Source organism: Candidatus Methanoperedens sp. BLZ2, assembly GCF_002487355.1.
Classification (GTDB): domain Archaea; phylum Halobacteriota; class Methanosarcinia; order Methanosarcinales; family Methanoperedenaceae; genus Methanoperedens.
Window position 1 is genome coordinate 66,933 of sequence record NZ_NTMG01000023.1, and the last position, 25,883, is coordinate 92,815.

Consider the following 25,883-nt stretch of genomic DNA (forward strand, 5'->3'; position numbering starts at 1 on the left):
TTTTTTATTTTCATAATTAAAAATACTCATAATTGTCACTGTCCTATTCCTGCATGTTTTATGCCAAGAATGTCAAGTGTTTCCTGCGAAAGACCTACACCCCGCAAACGCTCACGGCTTCCGCGCAATGATTCAATCGCGTTTATCCCAAGCGAACCCAGCACTTCCTGGATCTCATGACCCCATGCAGTAAGCAGGTTGCACAACCTGTCCGCCCCTACTTCCGGGTTCAGCCGGCGCACAAGTTCAGGCTTTTGTGTCGCAATTCCCCAGGCGCAGTTGCCTGTGTAGCATTTCTGGCACACGCGGCAGCCCATTGCAATGAGTGATGCCGTGCCTATGACACATGCATCAGCCCCAAGCGCAATAGCCTTAACGACATCAGCGCTCTGCCTGATGCTTCCCCCAACGAGGATAGAAGCGCGGTTGCGGATACCTTCCTGCCTCAACCTGTCATCAACTGCGGCAAGGGCAAGCTCAATGGGTATTCCTACATGATCCCTGATGATCATGGGAGCAGCTCCTGTTCCGCCCCTGAAGCCATCTATCATTACGATATCAGCGCCTGCCCGCACGATGCCGCTTGCGATGGCTGCGACGTTATGAACGGCTGCGATCTTTACAGATACGGGTTTCTTATAATCTGTGGTCTCTTTTATTGCATAGATCAATTGCGATAGGTCTTCAATTGAATAAATATCATGATGCGGCGCAGGAGATAGTGCATCTGTGCCAACAGGTATCATACGGGTCTTTGAGATATCCTCTCCTACCTTCTCGCCAGGCAGATGGCCCCCAATTCCTGGTTTTGCGCCCTGCCCGATCTTGATCTCAACAAGAGCGCTGCTGTTCAGGTATTTGCTTGTTACACCGAAACGCCCTGATGCAACCTGGACGATTATCCTGTCAGTATAACCTGCAAGGTCTTCGTGCAGACCGCCTTCGCCTGTATTCATGAGCGTCCCCATGCGCTTTGCTGCTATTGCAAGCGCCTTGTGGGCATTCAGGCTTATGGCACCATAGGACATTGCTGCGAAAACAATGGGTATATCCAGTTTTACCTGCGGCGCAAGTTCTGTCTTAAGGCTGACATCATTATTTCCCTCAAATTCAAGGTATTCAGGTTTAGCGCCAAGATATGTGCGAAGTTCCATTGGCTCACGCAACGGGTCTATTGAGGGATTTGTCACCTGGCAGGCATCTATCAGCATGTGATCCCAGTAGATCGGATACGGTTTGGGATTGCCCATGCCCGTCAGTATGATGCCGCCGCTTTCGGCCTGCTTGAGAATATTTTTCCTGATCTCGGGCGACCAGTTGTAACCGTCTTTGTAATCAAGAGGGTTATGGATGATAGTGATAGCGTTTTCAGGACAGAATGTAGCGCACCTGTGGCAGGCCACGCACTGCCTGTTGTTTGCCGTGACCTTATCCTTGAATTCAATAGCGCTGAAACTGCAATTCATTACACAGCGCTTACATTTTCGGCATCGTTCATGGTCAATATTAACAATGAATTCTGCAGGCAGTTGTGATTCCATTATTCCACCCCTGCCTTTAATGTCCCAAAAACAGGTGTTCCTGCCATGGGGCTCCATACTTCGTCAAGGTCCGGAGCGATTTCCCGGATCGCAGATTCCTCAGATGCCATGTAAAGCATATCGTCCTTTCGGGCGGCTGTCATAGGGCGAAGCTTGATCCTGTCGTTCAATCCGATCATGCCCCGGTTATGTCCGATGATTATGCTAAAAGGCCCATTTAAAAGAGTACTTCCATATACCTGCCTCAGGGCAATTGCCATCTTCTTTTTCTGCGGTTCCATGCGGTCAATATCTTTCCAGAATGGCGCTGCAAGCGCTTCAACTGCCTTTTCAATTGGTAGCTTATGCTTTCGAACGAGCAGGTCGAACATATAAGCGATAACTTCGGTATCGGTTCTTAATTCAAGCTTGTAACCGAACATCTCAAGATAGCGCTTGTTGATCCCGTAAGAGGATATTTCACCGTTATGCACCACAGACCAGTCAAGAAGAGTGAACGGGTGAGCGCCACCCCACCAGCCTGGTGTATTTGTGGGAAACCTGCCATGGGATGTCCATATATATGCACTGTAATCCTCCAGTTTATAGAAACTCCCTATATCCTCAGGATAACCCACACCTTTGAAAGCACCCATGTTCATGCCGCTTGATGCTACAAAAGCCCCATCTATCTCGGAGTGTATCTTCATTACGGTTTTTGTGACATAATCTCTCTCTGAAAGGAATTCAAGTTTATTCTCAGGAACCTCAAGAAAATATCTCCATAGAATTGGAGGATTCGATATGCCATTTTGCCTTTGCGTGGGTATGGCTTCATCCTTATCAACGTTGAAGTGATCCTTGAAGAATTCTTCAGTGTTCTCTTTTGCCTGTATATTATCAAACATCATGTGAAAAGCATACATGTCTTTTCGTTTTGGATAAATACCATACGCTGCAAACCCTCCGCCAAGCCCGTTTGAACGGTCGTGCATGCAGGCAATGGATCGGATGATCACTTTGCCGCCAATGCGTCTTCCATCTTCGCTCATTAATCCTGATATCGCACATCCGGACGGTATTCCATCAGATTTCATTTTCTTCTCCTTTGTTATTAATATGATCAAGTAATTTCTTCAATTCTTCCCCGCCGCTCTTTGGTGACTCTGCCAGTTTCAGTTTCTTTCGCACACCTGTTGGCTCACCAAGTCTTCCGTCTTTCCTGAACATCTCGATACTTGCAGCAAAGCCTTTTGGCCCCTTTCCTTTTTCAACAGCCATATGCTTCAATTTGTCAAAAATCTTATTCATTCCCATTTTCTGCGGACAGAGTTCATAACAGGTATAACAGTCAACGCATTGCCAGATGTTGTGGGATCCTATAACGGCCTCAAGTTCACCTGAAAGTAATCTTCCGATTATTTCATTTGGATTGAAATCCGGGTTTACCTTTACAACAGGGCAGTCATTAACACAAGCTGCGCACTCGTAACATTTACGGATGGCGGAAAGGTCGAACACTTCTTTTAAAGTTTTCAGGTATTTATATTTTAAATCCCACTTCGACAGGAATTCCGCCGGATCGATCCTGTGCATATCCATTCCAAGTTCCTGCGTTGAGAAACCCATTGCAAGACCAAGCAATTCAGGATAAAATAGAACCGGGACGTTCAATTTTTCCCCTGTTTTTTGCATCATATACTGGCGTGAATCGTATTGCATGAAGCATGATGGACAGGTAAGTGTTATCGCATCCGCTTTTTTTGTGACTTCCATCAGTTTCATACGTGCAAGTGCCGTTGCCTCCTCTGGTTCATCAGCAGTATTGAGATTGCCGCCGCAGCACAGCATTTTTGTTCCATAGTCTATGCTTTTTGCACCGAGTGCTTCTATCAATGCATCGAATTTTCTTGGTTTATTGGGGTCATCAAAGGTTATTGATGAACTGGGACGAAGCATATGGCAGCCATAATGGGGTGCTATTCTCATGCCGTCGAATGATTTTATGAGGTGCTGTTTGATCTTCGGTAAACCGATCTCATCATGAAGCACCTCAACAAGATGTTTTACCTCGACAGCTCCTGTATATTCCAGGCCGGAGAAAGCAAGGATTGCGTTTACTTCGTCCCGCATTCCGGGATTTATACGCATTTCGACTTCCACGGATTTTAATGTGCTGTAACAACCATTACATGGAACCAGAAGGTTATGGCCTGCTTTTTGCGCAATGGCCAGATTTCTTGCAGCTGTTACGTACCATGCCAGATCTCCGATCGGCTTGATTATGCTTTTTGTAGGGCAGCATGTAGCCCCTTCAAGATCGTGGAGAATGCAGCCGAGCTGTGATAATACAAGCCTGGTTGATTTTTCCATGAAAGGGAAACGTGCGGGGATGATACAACCTAAAAACAAAGTATATTCGGGCATTTTTTTCTCTCGTTGGGGAAGTAGACGATAGCTATAATAGTATATAAATTTAACTCGGAAAGAGGAGAGATACTGGCGATATATTATTATTGTATATGAATAAATATAAGAAAATATAACAAATCTATTTATGATTATAATCTGCGTTATGATATTTTCGCCATAAGACCGCAAGGTTTTTAAAGGGATATATCTTATTAAGCACGGGTTTGCATAGATGGAAAAATCATGCATCCATGCGAACATCATCCAGCGAAAAGTCGTTAGAATTAGATATTTCATAATTATACAGAGGGGTCACAAATACCATTTGTGGCCTGATAGATCAATGTTACTTGTCATTCACGGTTTGGGTTATAAGAGAAAGTCAAAGAGTCCGGGACTAATAAGGTACTTTAGTTCAGGATAGGTACTTTCAAAAAAAAGCTCAAATTAATGATATCTTTTTCTAACACGGTTCAAAGGGAGGGTACATTATGCAAAATTCAGATACAACAAAATATATCATTCATGCTACGATAAAAGCAGACGGAGTAATAGAACGCCCGGATGTTGTCGGGGCAATATTCGGACAAACCGAAGGGTTAATAGGCGCGGACCTTGACCTGCGGGAACTGCAAAAGAGCGGCAGGATCGGAAGGCTTGAGGTCAACATAAAATCAAACATGGGTAAATCGGCAGGAACAATAGATATACCCTCAAGTCTTGATAAAGTTGAGACCGCAGTTCTTGCAGCAAGCCTTGAAACCATTGACAGGATCGGCCCTTGCATTTCCAATATCAGCATTGTGAAAATTGAAGATGTCAGGAGTTCGAAAAGAAAACAGATAGTGGACAGGGCAAAGCAGGTCCTTACAGCCATGTTCGATGAAATGCTTCCTGAAAGCCAGGAGATCATTGATGAGGTAAGGCAATCCGTAAGGATAGAGGAAATGACCACATACGGGAAAGATAACATCCCCATGGGCCCGAATGTGCTTGATTCCGATGCCATTATCGTTGTTGAAGGGCGGGCAGATGTCCTGAACCTTCTTCGCTACGGCATCAAGAACGCAATAGCTGTTGGCGGGACGAATGTGCCGCAGGCGGTTGCGGATCTTTGCAAGAAGAAGACTGTTACAGCCTTCACGGATGGAGACCGGGGCGGAGAACTGATCATCAAGGAATTGCTCCAGGTCGCAGATGTGGATTTCATTGCCCGGGCCCCTGACGGGAAAGGCGTTGAGGAACTTGTCCAGAAAGAAGTTGTAAAATCATTAAGGCAGAAAATACCTGTTGAGCAGGCATTTGATTATTATCAGGTTAACAAGAAGAGAAGAATAGCGATACTTGCAGCAACAAAGAAGAAGGCCGGAAAAGGCGAACCCATACTTCCGGAAGAAGTGGAAACAAAACCTGTCAGGGAAGGACCTGCAGAAATTGAACCTGTTGCAGAACAGGAAAGACAAAGGACAAAAGCGGAACCAAGGATAGAACATAGATTTGAATCCAGGGCAGAAACAAGAACTGAACCAAGAGTTGAATCCAGATTCGAACCCAGGAAAGAACCAAAATATGAAAAAGAGGTAAAGGAAAGTCCTTTTCAGGAACACATAACCGATTTGAGCGGCACCCTTAGCGCTCGCTTCATAGATGAAAATAATAATACGATCAATGAAGTGCCGGTTCGTGATCTTGCAACAGCATTGAAAGATGCAAATGGCAACATCAAAAGTATAGTGTTTGACGGTGTTATAACCCAGCGCATTGTGGATATTGCAGCCGAGAAAGGTATTGAGAACCTGGTTGGTGCAAAAATGGGAAATATCGTGAAAAGCCCGACTTCGATCCACATAGAAACATCAAACCAGTTATAGGAGAAAATGTGGGTTAAGCCCAACCCGGATTTTAGCCCTGAAAAACCCCTGTTCCTTTGCATACTTGCAAATACGGAAACGGCTAAAATCCCCAATATATCTGCAGCAGGAAAATCCCCGGAACTCACTGATTTTACTCCTGCCGCAGATGCAGAACTTGTGGAGACGGGAAATGCCATAAGCATTAATGAACCGGCAATGACGCCATCAGGCGCCCCCTCTCCCGCAGTCCTGACAAGGGCATCAATGCTGCTAACCGGGGTCCCCCATATTTTTATTAACTCCGGGCTTCGCGTCCGTCCAATGATCCCCACCATAGACCTGAATGCCAGTCCTGGCGGTGATATCCGAAAAGGTCATGCAGTTGTTGATGCGCTTGACATTTACAACAAATCAAAGGCACTTGGCGAAAAACTCGGACAACTTTCGGATTTTGTGATTATAGGTGAGAGCGTGCCCGGCGGGACAACTACTGCAATGGGTGTGCTCAGGGCTCTTGGATATGACGGTAAGGTCTCATCGAGCTTTCCGAAAAATCCACTGCAAATAAAGAATAAAGTGGTAGAAGAAGCAATGAAAAATTCAGGAATATCTTTTGGAAGCTTAAGGAACAGCCCGCTTAATGCAGTTGAAAGTCTTGGAGACCCGATGATGGCAGCAGCGGCAGGACTTGTTGACGGGCTCAATAAAAAGACTGTCCTTGCTGGCGGAACCCAGATGGTATCTGTCCTTAGCGTCATTAAACATCTTGGCCTTGTGCGTGATGTTTCCATTGCAACTACGCAATATGTTGCTGACGATAAAAGCGCTAATTTCAGGGGAATGACTGAAATCCTGGGCTACGAATCTTTTGCTGCTGATCCGGGTTTTGGAAAGTCAAGGAGAAAAGGGCTTCGTATGTATGAAGATGGGGATGTGAAGGAAGGAGTAGGCGCAGGCGGTGCCATGTTAGCAGCAGCAATGATGGGTTTTTCCCGGAAGGAATTCAGGGAAAAAACAGAAGAGGTATGCGATAATATTTTTGGAATTTGAAGTTATAGTATAATATATAATTATACATAAATATTTATTTCATTATTTCCTTATCAATATTAGCTGCTATTTTCTTCATTTTATTATACCAGTCATCGATGTTTCCTTCTACCATCTCTTTTAGCTTTGCAGGTTCAAGCGCTTTATATTCATAGTAATACCCGCCTTCGGTTATGGTTTTTGTCTCGCGGTGAACAAGACCGCTTGTCATCAGGTTCTGTAAAGACCTGTAAGCAGTGCTTCTCTCACGGGTAAGGATCTCACCCAGGCTTTCAGCCGTCATTGGCCCCTTTATTACAAGTACTTTGTAGGCATCTATATCGATGGTTTTAAGACCGAGGATACACTTTGCGATATCGTCACATTTGAAATTTCCCCGGATCATTTCCGGAATTGATCTTGGCATAATAATCCTGTGTTTTGCACAATTAGTACAAAACCTATCTATACCTTTAAGTTTAAATAGATTATGAATGAAAACCGCAGATTTTATTATTGTTCTCGGATGTAAGAAATGCGGGAAGTGCGATGGTATTTGCGAAACCGGGGCTTTGACGCATGTGGATGGCATTGCCAGTGTGGATCATGAAAAATGCAATTTGTGCATGCGCTGCATTAAGGTATGCCCGAATAAAGCACTTGTGTATCTTGATTGAATGTAATATATTAAAGCCATCACAATAATTATATATTACCCTAATTGCAATATAAGATTGCGCTAAAAGCGTGAGGTGAATATATGGAACTAGTAAACGCAGTCGTAGGGATTATACAATTAGTTATTGCAATTATACTTGCAGTCGCTGCATTGTATATTGGTTTTTCCGTATTAGGAAAGATAACTAAAGGGATTGATGAAGAAAAGGAAATCGCCAAAGGTAATACTGCGGTAGGAATCCTTGTAGCATCGGTATTTATTGCGATAGGTATTGTAGTTCAATCAGGAGTTGCAGGTATCTCAGTGGGAATTTCACAGGCTATTAATGCTGGTCTTATGTCCTCTTTGGGCATAACAATAATCGTTGTCAGCATTGTTCAATTAATACTTGGCATAGTGCTTGCAATTGTAGCAATATATCTTGCATTGAATATTCTCGATAAACTGACCAAAGGGATCGATGAATTCGCAGAACTCAAGAAAGGAAATGTAGCAGTAGCCCTTGAAATGGCAGGTGTAATAATCACAGTTGCGATTATCATCCAGTCAGGAGTAATGGGTATTACAGCCGCATTGATCTGAAGATCATTCCTTTTTTAATTTTTCATTTTTCTGAAATCATCATCAAGCATCTATTGTCTCCAGTCGCCCCGTTCGCTGAAGTCTCCTTCCTCTGTTTTAAAAGAACCAACCATTTTGAACAACGAATCGCTCTTTAAATCGTTCTCATGTCTTCCGAGATATTCTTTGATGTTAATATTTGTCTGAATGTGCTTATTTGCAGTCATATAATTATGAAGCACCTTTTTTCTCAAGATAAATTGCTATGAACCTTGCGAATGTATCAAAATCCTTTAGATTTTCGGTCAGATTGAGATATATCTCATCAATATCGATTTTCGCATACAGGTGGACAAGAACATTTCTAAGGCCTGCTGCATTCGAGAATTTTTGTGCAAAATCTTCAGGCATTATTCCGGCACGTCCCAGTGTAAGTATGACTTCCCTGTAACTGTCAGGTCTTTTCAGGTTCTCATAAGATATTATCATCTCTGCGATATCAATAGAACATTCCAGACTCAGCTCAAGATATCTTTCCAGTGCTCCGCGAATTGTAAAATCATTTTTTATTTCTTCAACACTATATTTTTTATAACTTCGAAGGTTTTTGACATATTCTGACAAGAGTTCAAGCTTTGATACGATTTCGTCCTTCATACAAGTCCCCTCGAAGCGATAGATTTCAAAACCAGTGTGTTATGCCGCTCTATATGGAATTTTTGATCCAAATACCTGGAAAGGATCATAGTCTCAAATTCTATTCTTTTATTTTCATCTAAAGATTTTAAGATTTTTCCCTGTTTGATAATGTTGTAATTCAATAAAACCGAACTTTTTTCCATATCTATTATATCGATTTTATTAATTTTGCAGGCTGCTGCAAGTTCTCCAGTGAGTTTTAATCTATGTTCATATTTTCGATGCGAATCTATTTCAGAAGCATACAAAACACCAACATCTAAATCACTTAATGAATTCATATCCCCTCTTGCATATGATCCAAATAAATAAGAAAGAATAATATAATCTTCTTTTTTCAATATATTACTAACTATTTTTTCATAATCTAATGACATTAATAAATATCATGTGTTAATAGGTTATTAACTTTCTTAAACGGAATATTATTTTTTTATCGCTTTCGGTAATCATTTCTTGGAATATTCCTCGACAGATTCAATAAATTCCTTTGCCTGTTCTATAAGAGTGTGAGCTTTATCTTTACTTATTGAGCTTGGGCTCCCATAATCACCCAATTGTCTCAAGTCAAAAGCAGATACCAGATAATCGCGCATTTTCTGAGGGAATATTTGTGTTTTAATGAATTCCTTTCCAAAAGCAGCGATCACTGCCGAGTGTTTTGAGAATGATAGATTTTTAGAAAGTAATACCGCTTCAGTGGCATAAAACATAGCATAGTAAGACCTGCTTGCTGAAAAATCATAAAATTCACCATCAAATAGCATTTCAGCGGCCTTAACGCTCTCTTTTGCTTTTATGAGAAGTTCAAGTATATCAATTTCTGTTTTCAAATTGAAATACCTTCTTTTTTGGCATTAAGAATGATTGGCAATCTTCTTTTATTAAATTGCTTTAGATCGAAAGGGATTATGGATATTAGGGTATCATAGGCGAGATCAAGCTGATGAATTTCTTTAGAACACATTGTTAATTCGTCTATCGGGTTTTGCATATCCTCCAGAAGAACAATAAGATCAATATCAGAGCCTTCAACTGCATCTCCACGAGCATAAGAGCCGTATAAGATGATGCCTTTTAGTCTTTTTCCGTAGATTTTTTGAAGTGTAGCTTTTGCCTTCTCCAAAATCTCTTTAATGTCTTTAATGGTTCTCTTCATGTTATTTCCACTCCATTGCATTATGTTGAAGTTGTACAGAGGTATATTTATCCTTCAATTTTGTCAAACCACCTTACCAATCAAATTTGAATCCTTTTTTCGTTTTCTTTTTCCTGCTATCTTTCAAGCTAACTTTCATAATTATTCAATGCCGTTTTAGAGTATTAATAATTTCGGATACCATCTGTAGAATTTGAAATACTAAAATCATGTATTGGAAGTCAAAAAACCAACTACAAACACATCATTTGATTGAAATTATGATCCAAATTTGGATATTTAATTTTATAATAATTTAATTTTGATTCAAGCTGACTTTTTACATCTTTATTTTTCGTTAAAAAGAAAAATATAATTTCATTGTCGGAAATTTGTAACGGAAAATCCTTTGTTTTATTTTTCAAGTCCTTAGCTCGCCTACACCGATATTCAACGTGGGATTCTCTGGGAAAATGTTGATATATCATTAATATAGAATTTGCATCCATCTTATTATAAAGTTCTTCAACTTCACCATAAAGAAGATGTTTTTCTTTAGAAGCCTTGACTTCTAATCCAATATCAGGATCTAAAAAAATTAAACAGTGTGAAAAAAAGGGTAATTTTTCTTTTAATAGTTTTTCAAAATAGTTCTTTCTTCCACTTTTAACAAATGATTCATTATGTATGTATATTTCCATTCCTTTTGATTTGAAATAAAACTCAATCTCAGCGACGTTTCTTCGATTATTCTGTATGCAATTTGTTAAGTAACATTTTAATTCTTCATTTTTAGTTCCTGCCTTTGCTTTAGAATAATCGATTTTATTCCCATCTAATTTCCCATCGTTTTTAGTTAACATTGGGATAAACAATACACGTTCAGTTAATGCATTTTCTTTGCAGATTCGTAAAATCAAGTCATACTTAAACAAATCCCTAATGTCCCCAAAATATTGATTTTTCATGAATTTTTCTTTTCCCTCGCCCCCTTCAGCAGCAACTGCATCTCCGTTCTCGCAACCATATCCCGCACAGTCTCAACCGCATCAATGTTCGCGGAAATGCTCGTGATACCAAGCTCAACAAGCCTCTTTGCAACCCTGGGGTTGCTCCCGGCCTGTCCGCAGATGCTTGTCTTCACGCCTGCCTTATTGCACTCGATGATGACATGCTCTATAAGTTTCATAATGGCAGGATGCAGTTCATTATATAAGTGCGCCACATGCTCGTTATTCCTGTCAACCGCAAGCGTGTACTGCGTCAGGTCGTTGGTGCCAAAGCTCACAAAGTTTAGCCCCTCGGCGAGGAACTGATCGATAATCAGCGCAGCCGCAGGGATCTCAACCATTATTCCGATATCTATCTTGTCAATGTCAAGCCCGTTATTCCGCATGAACTCTTTTGCCCTTCGCAACTCGGATGGATGCTGTACAAGTGGTATCATTATACCCATATTATTGTAACCACGCTTTATCAATTCCTTGAATGCCCTTACCTCAAGCTCAAAGTGTTCCGTGTCTATCAGGTCACGCCTGATACCGCGGTATCCAAGCATCGGATTTGGCTCAATTGGTTCACCCTCGCCTCCTTCCATAGCCCTGAACTCATCAGTGGGCGCATCAAGTGTTCTTACCCATACCGGTTTTGGATAGAAGGCATCAACGACTGTCTGGATTCTCGAAACAAGCTCCTCAACATACTCATCTGCCTTTCCTTCCTTTATGTACTGCTTGGGATGCTTGGGAAGACCAAGGATCATGTGCTCGATCCGCAAAAGTCCCACGCCATCTGCCTGGGTCTCAACAGCCCGCGCCGTAGCTTCAGGGATTGAAACATTAACCTTCACTTCAGTTGCAGTTACTGGTTTTGATTTTGCAAATGATATAACTGATTTTTCCTTTTGTGCAGCTTCAGGGACTGCAATTTCTTTCTTACCTTCAAATACGAGTCCCTTTTCCCCGTCCACGGTTATTTTCATACCATCTGTTAAAATTTCAGTTGCCTTTCTCGTTCCTACAACAGCCGGACAGCCCAGTTCCCGCGATACGATAGCTGCATGGCATGTAAGACCGCCTTCATCCGTAACTATAGCCGCTGCTCTCTTCATCGCAGGAACCATGTCCGGCGTGGTCATGACAGCCACAAGAATGTCACCGTCCTTGACTTTGCCAAGTTCGCTTGAATCCACGATCAGCTTTGCCTGGCCATATGCAATACCAGGGGATGCGCCAAGACCCTCAAGAATAGCAGTAGTTGCGGCTTTTTCCTTTGGTTCTTTCTTCTTGATCGTGGTGATCGGTCTTGATTGGAGAATAAAAATCTCTTTGTTCTTTATTGCCCATTCAATATCCTGGGGTATTCCATACAGGTCTTCCAGCAATTCCCCGAATTCAACAAGTTTTAAAATTTCATCATCATCAAGAACCTTTGCATTTTTCTTGTCGGATGGCACAGGAAGATCAATGGTTTTCCCTGTTTTGGGGTCCTTTGTATGCATGATATTCTTGGTAGCGACCTTTCGTTCTTTTATTGTTTTTGAATTCCGGTCTACCATATAATAGTCCGGGGAAACCGAACCTGATACTACAGTCTCGCCCAGTCCCCATGCGCCTTCAATGATGGTCAGGGGCTCTCCGGATGAAGGATGCGACGAGAACATCACACCTGCTTTTTCAGCATCCACCATCATCTGGACAACTGCACACAGATTTACTTTCCGGTGGTCAAAACCCTGCTTAACACGGTAATAGATAGCACGCGCCCCATAAAGAGATGCCCAGCATTTCTTTACTGCATCAATAATGTTTTGTTCTCCCCTCATATTAAGAAAAGTATCCTGCTGTCCGGCAAAACTTGCATCCGGAAGATCTTCGGCTGTCGCGCTTGAGCGGACCGCTACAAAAACCTCCTCGTTTTCTTTCTTGCACATTTCCCGATATTTTGACCGGATGCTGTTTTCTATATCCAGTGGCATTTTAGCATCCATTATGATCTTTTTAGCTTTTTTCTCAGCATTCCTCAAGATATCCGCATTATCGACATCAACTTCAAGGGAACCGAAAAGCTCATCATTTATCCCGGTTTCATCAATAAATCTCCGAAAAGCCTGCGCTGTCACAGCAAAACCTGTAGGGACAGGCAGTTCAGCCCGCAGCATCTCACCGAGGCTTGCACCTTTTCCGCCAACGATCGCAATATCTTCTTTTCCGACTTCTTCAAGCCAGACAACCGAATCTTCTGTCATATTTTTATCTCCTTAGTGATTTTTGGATCTTCACGAGTTTTTTATCATAACTTTCTACAGCCACTTTGAGCATGAATTCGAGTTTCTCCCTGTCAAACCCCAGTTCTTTTGCGAGATTTTCAAGGAAATAGATATCGATTTCCTTATGCTGCGCCCTCTCCACCCGGATTGCTTCGATCAGCGCCATGGCATTAACGAATTTTTTCGCAAAATCAAATGTCGGGGTTACACTTCCATTCTCTATCCGCGATATAGATTCACGGCGCAGCTCCATCAGCTCCCCAAATTCTTCCTGCGACATGCCATATCTCTTCCTGTACTCACAGATTACTTCCCCGGTATCCGGGGTTAAAAATAACGCTCCGGCTATTTCTTTTTGAAATGATACAAGCCAATCGGGGGTATATAACAAGGGTTTTGATCTCAATATAATACAATCTCCTAAATTGGTGTTAACTGAAATGTCACATTAAATTCAGGCATTAATCTGACCGGCTAATATTAATACTTTTCCAGATAAGATCATAAAATAAAATGATGTACTATGTCACGTCGTATTTTATTTTAATGGGTTTGATTATATGTATCCTGATGCCACGAGCAAAAATCTAAATGATCATAATTGTTAGCATTATTATTTAAATTTTTTAATACAGATATATTTATATAGTATGTTTTTCAAACATAATACGTCCACTATCAATAATTAAGATTTTCGTGGATGGGGTAAGGATATGGAAAAAAAACAAACCAGAGTTAATTTTATTCAGGTTAGACCTGGAGATAAGCTAAAGAGAACATTCAGCGCAGGCATTGGAATCATCGGAATACTGCTCGCCGCCGGAATACTGTTTACAATATTGCTGATGAGCGGCAGTATTGGCAGTGTTGCAAGTGCGGTCAGCGATACATCTTCCAATGCATCTTCCGTCAGCGCAGCCGACACATCGGACATCTTGACAGTAAATGCAAATGCTCCTGATGCCAAGTCAATATCAGATAAATATATGAAGAAGCAGAAAAAAGCCGCGAAGAGTCTTAAAGATAAACGGGATCTTCCGGCTAAAAGAAAGGCAGCAGCAGAACGTTACAAAAAAGCTCGTAAGGATGCGGGGATAAGCACTGCTGCAGCAACTGGTGTGGGTACGCTTGCCATGCCCGCCGGAATGGACCCGGGAGGAGTACCGCACTATTTCGGCCCTTACCCGAATTACGCTAACAGCCCGATACCGACGGTCAATGCCACAGGAGTCTCCGGCGGCATCAGGAAATTCGTGGACTCGCTGCCTGGTCTGGGACCTGCCAATGCAAACGACCTGGGACAGTATATTCCTGTTGCTGTCCCGGATACATGCACATATTCAGGCCAGGTAGCCGATTGCTATGAAATCGAACTGAGAGAATTCAACGAGAAGATGCACCCGGACCTTCCACCGACCAGACTGAGAGGTTATGTGCAGGTTAAAAACGGCCAGGACGTTGCACCGGTCCATCAGCTCGGCCCTCTGATCGTCGCCAGGCGCGACGTACCTGTGCGCATCAAGTTCACCAATAAGCTTCCCACAGGCGCTGGAGGCGATCTCTTCCTGCCTGTAGATACAACAGTAATGGGGGCAGGCCAATTCAACATTAATTTTGATCCCGTTACGAAGTTACCTCTGGGGTCGAACCTGAATGGGAACTTCACTCAGAACCGCGGTACCCTGCATCTGCATGGAGGGTATGTCCCGTGGATAAGCGACGGCACGCCCCACCAGTGGATCACACCTGCTGGCGAGGCGACATCATACCCTGAGGGCGTCAGCGTGTCTAACGTCCCGGACATGGGAGACCCCGGAGACGGGTCAATGACCTTCTACTATAACAACCAGCAGAGTGCAAGATTACAGTTCTACCATGACCATTCATTCGGCATCACCCGTCTCAATGTTTATGCCGGCGAAGCCGCTGGTTACCTGCTGACGGACCAGGTGGAGCAGGATTTGATCAACGGTACTGATATATCCGGGGTCAACCCCGGCCATATAAAGGTCCTCCCGGATGTGGGGATACCTCTTATCATCCAGGACAAGACCTTTGTAGACAACACTACGATCGCTGCGCAGGATCCGACGTGGAACTGGGGAACAGGAGCAAGAGACCCGATCACCGGAAAAATTACAGGTGTTAATACCGGCGACCTCTGGTACCCGCATGTCTACATGCCGAACCAGAACCCGGCGGATGCGGGCGGGATGAACGCTTTTGGCCGCTGGCACTATGGGCCCTGGTTCTGGCCTCCCACTACGGGTATCACCTACCCGCCGATCCCAAATCCTGACTGCCTCCCGACGCCCCCTCCGCAGGGTTCGTACCCGAACGGGCAATATGATTGCAGCCTTACGCCCTGGGAGCCGCCATATATGCCCGCCACGCCTAATCCATCAGAGGCCGCAGAAGCCTTCATGGACACACCTATCGTCAATGGCGCCGCCTACCCCTATCTGGAGGTGGAGCCAAAGGCTTACAGGTTCCGCATCCTGAATGCAGCGGATGACCGTTTCTTTAATTTGCAGCTATACGTAGCCGATACTGCTGTCACCACCGCAGATGGAAGAATTAATACAGAAGTAAAGATGGTTCCTGCGGTTGCGACCGCGGGTTTCCCGGCTGACTGGCCGACCGATGGAAGGGAGGGCGGTGTGCCTGACCCGGCTACTGCTGGCCCGTCATTTATCCAGATAGGGACTGAAGGCGGTTTCCTGCCTAAACCTGTGGAACTGCCCAACCAGCCGGTTGACTGGAACATGGACCAGACGAATTTCGATATGGGAGTTGTGAATAAGGGAACTCTCATCCTGGGAACAGCAGAACGGGCGGACGTGATCGTAAACTTCTCCGCATTTGCGGGTAAGACGCTCATTCTGTATAACGATGCTCCAGCGCCTTTCCCGGCGATCGACACGCGCTATGACTACTACACGGGCAACCCTGACCTGACGGATGTTGGAGGTGCACCCACTACTTTGCCGGGCTATGGTCCCAATACACGCACCATCATGCAGATCAAGGTAGGGACGAATGTCACCGGTACCCCGGTCGCCGTCGATCTGCCCACATTAGAGACAGTGTTCGCCAATAACACAGCCGCAGGGAAGAGGGGGGTTTTTGAGGTATCCCAGGACGAGATAATCATACCCCAGACTGAATACGACTCAGCCTATGACAAGATCTTCCCGGCCGATCAATTCGCGAGAATATTTGACAGCTCCAGGACCTTCAAAACAGTCTCCGGCGCCACGGCGACCATCCCGTTCCAGCCGAAGGCAATCCAGGATGAGATGGGAGAAGTTTTCGACACGGAATATGGACGGATGAGCGCTATGCTGGGGCTTGAGCTGCCAAATGCTGCGGCTGGTGCCCAGGATTTCATCCTCTTGCCCTACCTATCCCCGCCTGTTGAGATAATCAAAGGCTCAGTATACGGGACTCAAATCGGATCGCTGGGTGACGGGACGCAGATATGGAAGATCACGCATAACGGCGTGGACACGCATACAATTCACGTCCATCTGTTCAATGCACAGTTGATCAACCGTGTCGCCTGGGACAATGCCCGCAGGGTGCCGGATCTTAATGAGCTTGGGTGGAAGGAAACCTTCAGAGTAAATCCGCTTCAAGACACAATCATAGCATTGAGACCCATCGCCCCCACGCAACCCTTCAAGGTCAAAAATAGCATTCGTCCGCTTGACCCGACCATGCCGCTGGGCGAGCCCTTGAAGGCGCCAATTGGAGGATTCAAAGACCCGCATGGGGAACCTGTTAACGTTATCAACAACTTAATCAACTTCGGCTGGGAGTACGTCTATCATTGCCATCTCCTGGCCCATGAAGAGATGGATATGATGCACTCGATTGGTTTTATTGTTGTACCGGATGCGCCCTCCAACCTGACTGCTATCTGGCTTAATAATCCGGTCAGGGTGAGTCTGACATGGAAAGATAACTCTGCTGATGAGATAAACTTCCTTATCCAGAGGGCAGAGAATACAGACTTCACGACAGGCTTGACCAATTTCACGGTTGCCGGTAGCGCTAACGGTGCGTTCGGAGGAACCATGACTTTTACAGACACGACTGCTGTGGCCAACGCTTCGTATTACTACCGTGTGCTGGCTTCCAACGTTATCGGTGACACTGCGGTATACGCCGCCCCATCAATCGGTTTCCCTGTTGCCAGTGTGTTGAGTACCCCATCAGCATATACGGGAGTATCATACCCCACTGCTCCAGCTATCATAACGCAACCATCAAGCCAGACGGTTATTGAAGGGCAGACAGCTACATTTAGTGTAACAGCAGCAGGTACTCTACCGTTGAGTTATCAATGGCAGAAGAACGGGGCGGATATACCGGGCGCTACTGGGGCGACTTATATGACACCGACTACAGTACTGGCTGATAACGGTGCGGTCTTCCGCGTCAATGTGACAAATGCATGGGGCAATGTAATGAGTAATGGCGCAGCATTGACAGTATTGCCAGCAACTTCCATAAACCTTATAAATAACCCTGGATTTGAATCAGGAAAGACTTCATGGACGTTCTATACGAACGGCGTCGGGACATTCAGTGTAGGGCCTCCGGCTTATGCAGGAAATAATTCTGCCAGACTTGCTTTTAGCACTGCTGGTACAAATATGCAGTTATATCAACAAGGGGTAGCCCTTGAACCAAACACCCGCTATCAGCTGAGTTTCGCAGCATATTCGAATACAGGACACGATATAAGAGTAAGGCTGCTCAAACAAGTTACACCTTATACTCCCTACGGACTGGATTATACAGCCAATCTCGGTACAAGCTGGGCTGTATTTACAACACAGTTTACCACCAGTGGTTTCGCAAGTAATGTTACCGACGGGCGTTTACAGTTCTGGCTTGTACCGTTTGCAAAAGCAGGAGATACCTACTACATTGATGATGTACGGCTGGAGAAGGTCAGTACTGCTCCGGTATTGCCGGGGATAGTAACTCATCCTGCCGGTCAAACCGTTGTAACAGGACAGACCGCAACCTTTAGCGTTGTGGCTACGGGAACGTCGTTGAGTTACCAGTGGCAGAAGAATGGTACTGATATCGCAGGTGCAACAGGCACATCGTACACCACGCCGCCAGCGACCTTAGCGGATAACGGTTCAACCTACCGTGTCAATGTGGCAAATCTTGCGGGCAGCATCATGAGCAACTCAGCAACTCTGACAGTTTCAACGGCAGCTTCCGTCAATATTATCCTGAATCCGGGATTCGAATCAGGAACGACTTCATGGTTGTTCTATACGAGCGGAACAGGGACATTCACTGCAGTATCCCCCGGGTATAGCGGGACAAGAGCTGCCAGACTTGCCCTGAGCAGCGCTGGTACGAACATCCAGCTGTACCAGACAGGAGTAACACTGGAACCGAATACACTGTATCGGTTGAGCTTTGTTGCATATTCAACGACAGGACATGATGTGACTGTGAGGCTGTTCAAGCACGTTTCGCCATATACTGCCTATATGCCGGACTTTACAGCGAATCTTGGTACAGGCTGGCAGGTATACACGACCACATTTACCACGACAGGTTTCACAGGGACAGTGAGCGATGGCCGTCTACAGTTCTGGCTTGCACCGTTTGCGAGAGCAGGAGACAACTACTACATAGATGAGGTTCGATTGGAGAAAATATAGAAGATCTAATAGAGGAATAAATAAAGTGCTGGATTTATATCCAGTACTAATTTTTTTTTGGAATGTTTAAATAGTATATAATCTGTTGTTACTGTTTACTGGAAGACGTTCTTTCATTCTATCGTAGATGCGATTGGAATGCTTGTAGCACTGACAATATTCCTGGCAATAGCGGAAGTTGCAAAAAAGGCTACCTGGGTCGTGTTGCGCCCGGATAGGTATTCATAATAATCCGCATTTGTATCTTTTGCCATCACAATGTATTATGGATTGACAATAATGTCAGCCAGTGAAAAATAAGTTGTAATAATAATGTATACATGATAATGCACATGTATACAATGATAATTCACACTATCATTTAAATTTTTTAATGATGATAAATATAAATAGTATCATAGAGAATAATTTGTGAGACACAATAATTTTTTTTATTGTGATCGTAAAAATGTGATAGAGAAGATGGAGTGAAAATGTTATGTTAGTTAGTGAATACTATAAACCAATACTTAAATTAAAGAGAATAACCAATGGCCTTTTTGAAAAAATCGGATTATTTCTTGCAGCTGTAATCCTGTTGACAATCTTGATGTCGAACAGTCCAATTAATGTCAGTGTTGCCAGTGCGAGCTCTGCATCAGACAATAGTCCTTTTATCACACAGGAGAATCAGTCTCCTGACTCAAAAATAAGTGAAAATGCAGTTATGGCAGTTGATGTAATACCACCAGTTATTACAATCCTTGGAAGGAATCCTGTTACCAGCCTGCGTGTAGGTTCGGTGATGTACAAGGATGCAGGAGCAATTGCAACGGACAATGTTGATGGTAATCTGACAGCTTCTATATTAGTCAACAATCCTGTAAACACTTCAGTTGCCGGTACATATACAGTGACATATTCTGTTACAGATGCAGCAAACAACACAGGCACCGCAACGAGAACTGTTATCGTGTCAAATCCGCTTGATCCTGTAACCATACCGAAATTCCAGGATTTCTTAATTATACCGCCTGAGATGCCAAAGACCACCCAACCCAACCCTGCGATAGATTATTACGAGATTGCGACCAGGGAATTCCAGGAGCAGGTACTTCCAACAGGAATGCCACAAACAACGGTCTGGGGCTATGGTTCGGCTACAACACCGGGCACTTTCAATGCACCTTCATTTACAATCGAAACTACGGCAAACAGGCCTGTGCGTGTAAAGTGGATCAACGATCTGGTTGATCAGAATGGAAACTATCTGCCGTTTTTCCTTCCAGTTGACCAGACCCTTCACTGGGCAAATCCTGCCGCAGGGATTGCAGGAAGAGATAGCCACGGCACCGACCCCACGACTTATGTCGGGCCTGTGCCGATTGTTACCCATGTGCATGGAGCACACGCTATCCAAGAGGGAGACGGCCATCCAGAAGCATGGTTCTTACCAGCTGCTAATAATATACCTGCGGGCTATGCCACGACAGGAACGTACTATGACATATTTAAGACAACTGCTCCATCCGGAGCTTCCTGGGGTCCGGGAAATGCGGTATTCGATTACCCGAACAACCAGAGGGCAAGTACCATATGGTACCACGACCATGCTCTGGGAGTGGACAGGTTAAATGTCATGCAAGGCCCGGCAGGTTTCTGGCTTATCAGGGGAGGTGCTGATGACATCAACCTCGGCTTCAACAGGCCAGGCCAGCAGCTGTTCGTGGGAGTGAATCCGGCAGAGCCAATAACAGAGATTCCTATTGCAATCCAGGACAGGTCGTTCAACGACGACGGCTCGATATTCTATCCTGACAGCAGGGCTCTCTTTGACGGCTTCACGGGTCCATATGCCCCGATAAGTGACATAGCTCCGATCTGGAATCCCGAGTTCTTCGGCGACAGTATGATGGTCAATGGAAGAACCTGGCCTTACCTGAATGTCGAACAAAAGCAATACAGGCTCAGGTTCCTGAATGGCGATAACTCGCGGTTCCTGATACTGCAGATGGACAACGGTATGAACTTCACGCAGATAGGGGCTGAAGGCGGTTTCCTTGCATCTCCTGCAATGCTTAACAGGCTTTTACTTGGAGGCGCTGAACGAGCAGACGTCATAGTAAACTTCACCAACATCCCGGTCGGAACAAACATAACATTGCAGAACGTTGGTCCTGACGAACCATTCGGCGGCGGTGTGCCATGCCCGATAGGACAGGATCCAATAACAAATCCAGGCTGCGGTGATTTTGCTCCTGCAAACCCGGCAACGACCGGTAGAGTCATGCAGTTCAGGGTAGTTGCAGCAACTACGCCAGATACGAGCACTCCGGCTGATCAGATAACATTGCCGCCAATTGTGCCTCTGGGAGCAGAAAATAAGGTCAGAAATCTGTCACTTAATGAAGAATGCTCGAATTCAAGCCTGACCGGATTCCAGTGTCCGAAGGCGGCTTTGCTGGGAACGGTCATGTTCAACGCAACAACAGGTGCGCCAATGGGAATGCCCATGATGTGGGGCGATGCCGTAACGGAGAATGTCACACTTGGCGACACTGAAATATGGGATATATATGACTTCACAGTAGATGCTCATCCCATACATTTGCATCAAGTCATGTTCCAGGTAGTGAACAGAGAGGTGTTCGATCCAGCGTTTGGAGTTGTTGGCACTATCACACTTCCAGAGCCGGGGGAAACAGGATGGAAAGATACGGTAATAGCCTATCCCGGCCAGATTACAAGAATCAAGGCAAGATGGGACATCGCAGGTCTTTACGTGTGGCACTGCCATATTTTAGAGCATGAAGAGAATGAAATGATGAGGCCGTACACTGTTAGTGCACCACCAGTTGTTCCAAAACTGAACATCACTGCAACTCCGACAACAGTGACAGTCGGAGTACCGACAAATGTGAACTTCACTGTGACAGACGGCGTCACACCAGTATCAAATGCGGCGGTTACTCTTAGCGGCAATGCAACAGGAACCGGGACAACTAATGTCAACGGTAATGTTGTAATAAGCGTGAATGCGACAGCACAGGGGACGATTACATCAACTGCCACTTCAACAGGTTACACAGACGGAACTACAACCCTGTCTGCAATTGCGCCACCAGTTACTATACAAAATCTAATAAAGAACCCGGGATTTGAATCAGGAAAGACTCCATGGCTGTTCTATACGAACGGTGTCGGGACATTCAATGTATGGCCTCCGGCTTATGCAGGAAATAATTCTGCCAGACTTGCTTTTAGCACTGCTGGTACAAATATGCAGTTGTATCAACAAGGGGTAGCCCTTGAACCGAACACACGCTATCAGCTGAGTTTTGCAGCATATTCGAATACAGGACACGATATAAGAGTAAGGCTGCTCAAACAAGTTACACCTTATACTCCCTACGGACTGGATTATACAGCCAATCTCGGTACAAGCTGGGCTGTATTTACAACACAGTTTACCACCAGTGGTTTCGCAAGCAATGTTACCGACGGGCGTTTACAGTTCTGGCTTGTACCGTTTGCAAAAGCAGGAGATACCTACTACATTGATAACGTACGGCTGGAGAAGGTCAGTACTACTCCGGTATTGCCAGGGATAGTAACTCATCCTGCCGGTCAAACCGTTGTAACAGGACAGACTGCAACATTCAGCGTTGTGGCTACGGGGACGTCGTTGAGTTACCAGTGGCAGAAGAATGGTACTGATATCGCAGGTGCAACAGGCGCATCGTACACCACGCCGCCAGCGACCTTAGCGGATAACGGTTCGGTTTTCCGCGTCAACGTGACAAATTCTGTGGGCAGTGTAATTAGCAACGGCGCAGTCCTGACAGTATTACCGGTAACTTCCATAAACCTCATAAAGAACCCGGGATTCGAATCAGGAAAGACTTCATGGTTGTTCTATACGAACGGCGTCGGGACATTCAGTGTAGGGCCTCCGGCTTATGCAGGAATTAATTCTGCAAGGATTGCTTTGAGCACTATTGGTACTAACATGCAATTATATCAACCAGGGGTAGCCCTTGAACCAAACACCCGCTATCAGCTGAGTTTCGCAGCTTATTCGAATACAGGACACGATATAAAAGTAAGGTTGTTCAAACAGGTTACACCTTATACTCCCTATGGATTGGATTATACAGCCAATCTCGGTACGAACTGGGCCGTATTCACAAAACAATTTAATACCAGTGGTTTCACAGGCAATGTGACAGATGCACGTTTACAGTTCTACCTTATACCGTTTGCGAAAGCAGGAGACAACTACTACATAGATGAGGTTCGATTGGAGAAAATATAGAAGATCTAATAGAGGAATAAATAAAGTGCTGGATTTATATCCAGTACTAATTTTTTTTTCTGGTAACGTTTAAATAGTATATCATCTGTTGTTACTGGCTTGAGGGTAAACTATGGCAGAAACTTTACTGGAAGACGTTCTTTCATTCATATACACTATCGGACACTGGATTGGCCAGAAGATAGTTGAGCTTATTCAATTTATTTCAGGCGTCATTTTACCACAATCTATTGTAGATGCGATTGGAATGCTTGTAGTACTGACAATATTCCTGGCAATAGCGGAAGTTGCAAAAAAGGCAATCTGGATCGTTGTTGCGCTCGGATGGGTATTTATAATAATTCGCATCTTGATGCTGATGATAGGGTGAACTATTCATTTTCGCCCGAGCAGCCTGCATGTTTTGCATATCCTGTCACTGCCCGGTTCATTACACTTTTCGCAAAAAACGATCTGTGTATCAGCAGGACGCAAAAAGCCGGAAATAGATTCATAACCGCCCAGAAGAGAGTATTTTGTCCCTGGATGTTTTACTTCATAATTATTCAGCATATCCCTTATTTCATTCCTGAGGGCGGAGCCTGCATACGGGCATTCATCCATACTTACGGGAAGGTTATTCATGAATCCATAAAGAGCTACCTCTTTTTCGGGGATACTTCGAAGCGGCTTGATCCTTGGCACCATTCCTTTCTGGATAGTTCCGGGAAGCATTCTTTTTAACCTGTCAACGTCCCCGCGCAAGTAATTCATCAAAATCGTCTGGGATTCATCATCAAGATTATGTCCTATCGCGATCTTATCGGCTCCAAGCTCGCGTGCGGCTTTATTCAGGATATTTTTACGAAGAACCCCGCACAGGGTGCAGGCAGCATTCTCTTTTTCCCGGGTCAAAGCATCAAGTGAAGTTTTAAATTCCTCCTCAAAAGACCTGATTATATGCCTTATCCCCAATTCACCGGTCAGTTTAATGGCATGGGAAAGCGTATGTTCCCTGTAGCCCTTGATGCCTTCATCTATCGTAATTGCCATAAATTCAAGATCAGGGCGGTTCTTGAAAATCTTATGAAGGACATACAATAATGCGATGCTGTCCTTTCCGCCGCTTAATGCCACAGCTATCTTCTCACCTTTTCCAATCATTTTGAATTTGCGGATGTCACGCTTGATCTTTCGCTCAACATCTTCGATAAAATGATTTTTGCAAAGGTGAGCATTTGAGTATTTCTGGTATATCACTGCGCTCTTGCTGCATCGCTGGCATTTCATGTACCAGGTTAAATGTTATTCTTTTATTAATGATTTCTCATGTTGGCGGAAAATTCCCGGATAGATTATTTGGGGCATTCCCATCTGATCTATCCCTGGCTGTGAAAATTCTTTTCCTGTCACTTGTTTAGGTCTGGTCAGGTTTATTTTTCCTGGTATGTTGGCACTCGGATCAACATGGCATGAACCACAGGACACACCGTAAGATTGTACAATTATATTCTTTTCCATGAGATATGACATAACACTCGGTATTCCTGCCAGGGCTGCGTAGAGTATCAAAACCATGCCTATTGATAATTTTTTATTCATATGTTTTTCTCCTTTTCATTTTTCATACTGCAATTGCGCTTGCAGAATATCATTAATATTCGTACGCAAGTTATCTAATATAATAATATTGAGTGTTTACATAGTTTTTTTTAGTTTAAAAAGGTACTATAATCAATATATTTTTAAATAATAGTATTATATTGTATAATTACTAATTTAAACCATAATAAATCCTTATATTACTTATTTAATGTGCGATAAGTATTATGCAACAAAATCTGGAGTGCACTGCTTCAGATTGGTGATATTAAATCCATTTGCCTCAATAAAAAAAGAAGAAGAGGTAAAAATCCTTATATAAGGAATCTACCCATCATCTTTAACAAAATGCGCTTATACCTCTAATCTAAGTCAAGTTCTTTTTCTAATTCCTACTTCTGTATAGTTTATCTCCATGTGATTCTTCTTCATCATGTTCTTCATCATGTTCTTCATCATGTTCTTCATCATGTTCTTCTTCCTCTATGACTAATTTCACAGTAATGATTTGATCTCCTGTGACGCTGATCTTACCTTCAATTTCCTCATAATGATCCATTTCTATCTCATATTCGTAAGATTTTAGAACCACATTAGTAAATATTGCCATACCGGAATCATTTGTCTTAATGGTTTTTTCGCCAAGTTCTACTTCTGCATCGTGGATTGGCTTACCTGTTTTGTCAGTTACGACAAATGTTATTGTTGCTTTTTCGTCAGGGGATGGTGCTGCTACGACTTTGACCGTTCTGACTGCTGTGGCTTTGTTTCCTGCCTTATCTGTTGCTGAATAGGTGACAGTGTACGATCCCACAACTTTAGTGTCAACCGTGCTCACTGCTGTTACCGCTACAACTCCATCAACTGCATCTTTAGCTGTTGCTCCGGCATCAACATAGGTGCCGCCTACTGTTACTGAAGCAGGGTTTGCGCCAGTTATGGTGATGACCGGGGCAGTGATATCTCCTGCTGCTGCTACGACTTTGACCGTCCTGACAGCTGTGGCTTTGTTTCCTGCCTTATCTGTTGCTGAATAGGTGACAGTGTACGATCCCACAACTTTAGTGTCAACCGTGCTCACTGCTGTTACCGCTACAACTCCATCAACTGCATCTTTAGCTGTTGCTCCGGCATCAACATAGGTGCCGCCTAC

General features: G+C 44.1%; 23 protein-coding genes. 7 read left to right on the forward strand and 16 right to left on the reverse strand.

All coding sequences use genetic code 11. The annotated features are described in order from the left end of the window. Positions 1-35: 35 nt before the first annotated feature. From CL181_RS03480 to CL181_RS03490, 3 genes are read right to left on the reverse strand one after another with little or no spacing between them, the layout of a single operon-like run. Complete coding sequence (locus CL181_RS03480; protein ID WP_097297853.1) at positions 36-1,541, reverse strand: glutamate synthase-related protein; 1,506 nt, start codon at positions 1,539-1,541, stop codon at positions 36-38. Next, entirely contained in the window at positions 1,541-2,617 is a 1,077-nt protein-coding gene (locus CL181_RS03485; RefSeq protein ID WP_097297854.1) for a glutamine amidotransferase family protein, read from the reverse strand. The genes CL181_RS03480 and CL181_RS03485 overlap by 1 nt, the downstream gene beginning before the upstream one ends. After that, positions 2,607-3,947, reverse strand: coding sequence for a heterodisulfide reductase-related iron-sulfur binding cluster (locus CL181_RS03490; RefSeq protein ID WP_176505044.1), 1,341 nt, complete (start codon positions 3,945-3,947; stop codon positions 2,607-2,609). The genes CL181_RS03485 and CL181_RS03490 overlap by 11 nt, the downstream gene beginning before the upstream one ends. A gap of 476 nt (positions 3,948-4,423) precedes the next feature. Between CL181_RS03490 and dnaG the strand changes: the two genes are divergently transcribed. Both dnaG and cobT read left to right on the forward strand, forming a co-directional pair. Next, entirely contained in the window at positions 4,424-5,803 is a 1,380-nt protein-coding gene (dnaG, locus tag CL181_RS03495; RefSeq protein WP_097297856.1) for a DNA primase DnaG, read from the forward strand. Positions 5,804-5,809: 6 nt separating this feature from the next. Continuing rightward, positions 5,810-6,835, forward strand: a complete 1,026-nt coding sequence (cobT, locus tag CL181_RS03500) for a nicotinate mononucleotide-dependent phosphoribosyltransferase CobT (RefSeq protein WP_097297857.1) — start codon at positions 5,810-5,812, stop codon at positions 6,833-6,835. A gap of 34 nt (positions 6,836-6,869) precedes the next feature. On the opposite strand, the gene CL181_RS03505 is transcribed toward cobT, so the two are convergent. Continuing rightward, positions 6,870-7,241, reverse strand: a complete 372-nt coding sequence (locus CL181_RS03505) for a helix-turn-helix domain-containing protein (RefSeq protein ID WP_097297858.1) — start codon at positions 7,239-7,241, stop codon at positions 6,870-6,872. Between the two features lie 67 nt (positions 7,242-7,308). Here CL181_RS03505 and CL181_RS03510 point away from each other — a divergent pair, with 67 nt between their 5' ends. Together CL181_RS03510 and CL181_RS03515 are read left to right on the forward strand one after the other, a co-directional pair. Then, complete coding sequence (locus CL181_RS03510) at positions 7,309-7,491, forward strand: 4Fe-4S binding protein (protein ID WP_097297859.1); 183 nt, start codon at positions 7,309-7,311, stop codon at positions 7,489-7,491. Between the two features lie 83 nt (positions 7,492-7,574). Continuing rightward, on the forward strand, positions 7,575-8,075 hold the full coding sequence (locus CL181_RS03515; protein WP_097297860.1) for a DUF350 domain-containing protein: 501 nt from the start codon (positions 7,575-7,577) through the stop codon (positions 8,073-8,075). A 50-nt stretch (positions 8,076-8,125) separates the two neighbouring features. Here the strand turns inward: CL181_RS03515 and CL181_RS20085 are convergent, their stop codons facing one another. From CL181_RS20085 to CL181_RS03550, 8 genes are all read right to left on the reverse strand, one after another. Then, positions 8,126-8,281: a hypothetical protein gene (locus CL181_RS20085; protein ID WP_176505045.1), complete on the reverse strand. Its 156-nt coding sequence runs from the start codon at positions 8,279-8,281 to the stop codon at positions 8,126-8,128. 4 nt (positions 8,282-8,285) lie between these two features. After that, positions 8,286-8,711, reverse strand: a complete 426-nt coding sequence (gene hepT / locus CL181_RS03520; RefSeq protein WP_097297861.1) for a type VII toxin-antitoxin system HepT family RNase toxin — start codon at positions 8,709-8,711, stop codon at positions 8,286-8,288. Next, positions 8,708-9,130: a type VII toxin-antitoxin system MntA family adenylyltransferase antitoxin gene (gene mntA, locus CL181_RS03525; RefSeq protein ID WP_097297862.1), complete on the reverse strand. Its 423-nt coding sequence runs from the start codon at positions 9,128-9,130 to the stop codon at positions 8,708-8,710. The genes hepT and mntA overlap by 4 nt, the downstream gene beginning before the upstream one ends. Before the next feature lie 72 nt (positions 9,131-9,202). Beyond that, a complete protein-coding gene (locus tag CL181_RS03530) occupies positions 9,203-9,586 on the reverse strand; it encodes a HEPN domain-containing protein (protein WP_217993079.1) in 384 nt (127 codons plus the stop codon). Continuing rightward, positions 9,583-9,912, reverse strand: a complete 330-nt coding sequence (locus CL181_RS03535; protein WP_176505046.1) for a nucleotidyltransferase domain-containing protein — start codon at positions 9,910-9,912, stop codon at positions 9,583-9,585. The genes CL181_RS03530 and CL181_RS03535 overlap by 4 nt, the downstream gene beginning before the upstream one ends. A gap of 233 nt (positions 9,913-10,145) precedes the next feature. Continuing rightward, positions 10,146-10,859, reverse strand: coding sequence for a hypothetical protein (locus tag CL181_RS03540; RefSeq protein ID WP_097297864.1), 714 nt, complete (start codon positions 10,857-10,859; stop codon positions 10,146-10,148). Then, positions 10,856-13,138: a phosphoenolpyruvate synthase gene (ppsA, locus tag CL181_RS03545; protein WP_097297865.1), complete on the reverse strand. Its 2,283-nt coding sequence runs from the start codon at positions 13,136-13,138 to the stop codon at positions 10,856-10,858. Before ppsA ends, CL181_RS03540 begins: the two co-directional genes overlap by 4 nt. Before the next feature lie 4 nt (positions 13,139-13,142). Further along, positions 13,143-13,565, reverse strand: a complete 423-nt coding sequence (locus tag CL181_RS03550; RefSeq protein ID WP_141398780.1) for a helix-turn-helix domain-containing protein — start codon at positions 13,563-13,565, stop codon at positions 13,143-13,145. Positions 13,566-13,872: 307 nt separating this feature from the next. On the opposite strand from CL181_RS03550, the gene CL181_RS03555 reads away from it, so the two are divergent. Then, on the forward strand, positions 13,873-18,855 hold the full coding sequence (locus CL181_RS03555; protein ID WP_097297867.1) for a carbohydrate binding domain-containing protein: 4,983 nt from the start codon (positions 13,873-13,875) through the stop codon (positions 18,853-18,855). A gap of 113 nt (positions 18,856-18,968) precedes the next feature. Here CL181_RS03555 and CL181_RS20090 read toward each other — a convergent pair whose 3' ends face one another. Then, positions 18,969-19,109, reverse strand: coding sequence for a hypothetical protein (locus CL181_RS20090; RefSeq protein WP_176505047.1), 141 nt, complete (start codon positions 19,107-19,109; stop codon positions 18,969-18,971). Positions 19,110-19,333: 224 nt separating this feature from the next. Here CL181_RS20090 and CL181_RS03560 point away from each other — a divergent pair, with 224 nt between their 5' ends. Both CL181_RS03560 and CL181_RS03565 read left to right on the forward strand, forming a co-directional pair. Beyond that, a complete protein-coding gene (locus tag CL181_RS03560) occupies positions 19,334-23,149 on the forward strand; it encodes a carbohydrate binding domain-containing protein (RefSeq protein ID WP_097297868.1) in 3,816 nt (1,271 codons plus the stop codon). 112 nt (positions 23,150-23,261) lie between these two features. Beyond that, the gene (locus tag CL181_RS03565) at positions 23,262-23,519 is read left to right on the forward strand and encodes a hypothetical protein (protein WP_097297869.1); all 258 of its coding nucleotides are present in this window, start codon (positions 23,262-23,264) and stop codon (positions 23,517-23,519) included. Between the two features lie 5 nt (positions 23,520-23,524). On the opposite strand, the gene CL181_RS03570 is transcribed toward CL181_RS03565, so the two are convergent. From CL181_RS03570 to CL181_RS03580, 3 genes are all read right to left on the reverse strand, one after another. Continuing rightward, positions 23,525-24,418: a TIGR00269 family protein gene (locus CL181_RS03570; protein ID WP_097297870.1), complete on the reverse strand. Its 894-nt coding sequence runs from the start codon at positions 24,416-24,418 to the stop codon at positions 23,525-23,527. Positions 24,419-24,433: 15 nt separating this feature from the next. Further along, positions 24,434-24,730 (reverse strand): hypothetical protein, encoded by a 297-nt coding sequence (locus tag CL181_RS03575; RefSeq protein ID WP_097297871.1) that lies wholly within the window; start codon positions 24,728-24,730, stop codon positions 24,434-24,436. Between the two features lie 385 nt (positions 24,731-25,115). Beyond that, the coding region (locus tag CL181_RS03580; protein ID WP_141398781.1) for an immunoglobulin-like domain-containing protein at positions 25,116-25,883 on the reverse strand (768 nt) is incomplete at its 5' end.